Annotated in this window: 1 protein-coding gene; it reads left to right on the forward strand. The window is 70.6% G+C overall.

Annotated elements, in window-relative coordinates; translation table 11 throughout:
• Positions 1-73 precede the first annotated feature (73 nt).
• Complete coding sequence (locus tag NBW77_RS15515) at positions 74-655, forward strand: helix-turn-helix domain-containing protein (protein WP_250279921.1); 582 nt, start codon at positions 74-76, stop codon at positions 653-655.
• Positions 656-807 lie beyond the last annotated feature (152 nt).

The raw sequence follows: 807 nt of genomic DNA on the forward strand, positions 1-807 counted from the left end.
TAGTGCAACGTTCCTCATTGCGGCTGTAGATCGTTTTGCCGTCGGTGGGATGCTGGTCGGGAGGCGGTCTTTCATGCCGAAGTTGTTGTATGCCCGCTCTCCCGCGGACGCGGAGGAGGAACGGAAGGTCCAGAAGTTGGCCGGGGCGCGGCACGCTCCCGATGACTGGACCATGCGGGCGAAGATGATCGTGGCCAGTTGGGACGGCGAACGGACCAGCGCCATCGCCGCCCGGTTGGGCTGTCACATGCAGACCGTGCGCGAACGCCTGGCCCGGTTCAACGCCGAGGGCCTCGACGGGCTGGGCGACCGGCCCGGAGCCGGCCGCAGGCGCCGGATCACCGAACCCGAGCGGAGCCGGATCATCGCCCTGGCCCGCGCCGACCCCCCGGGCCGGCCGGTCCGCGACGACGCCGGCAAGCTGAGGGCCACGGACGAGACCAGCCCACCCCAGTGGACCCTGGACGGCCTCACCGACACCGCCCGGGCCGAAGGCATCCAGATCCAACGCAGCCAGATCCGGCGCATCCTGCTGGCCGAGAAGGTGCGCTGGCGGCACACCCGCTCCTGGGCACACAGCTACGACCCCGAGTTCGCCCCAAAAGGGCGGCGGTCGTCGACCTCTACACCCACCCGCCCGCCGGTACCACGGTGATCTGCGCCGACGAGCTCGGCCCGATCATCGCGCGCACGTTCCCCCCAGCACCGGGCTGGTCACCCGACGGCCACCGCATCAAGGCACCCCTGGAATACTCCCGCGGCAGCGAGAAGACCTGGGTCTTCGGCGCCCTGCGCATCCGCGACGGC

Origin of the sequence: Frankia sp. Cppng1_Ct_nod (assembly GCF_920656135.1) — a bacterium.
GTDB classification, from domain to species: domain Bacteria; phylum Actinomycetota; class Actinomycetes; order Frankiales; family Frankiaceae; genus Protofrankia; species Protofrankia meridionalis.

What these genes read in the sequence shown, in the direction of transcription:
- NBW77_RS15515 (WP_250279921.1), top strand. Translation starts at nt 74, where the DNA reads ATGCCGAAGTTGTTGTATGCCCGCTCTCCCGCGGACGCGGAGGAGGAA.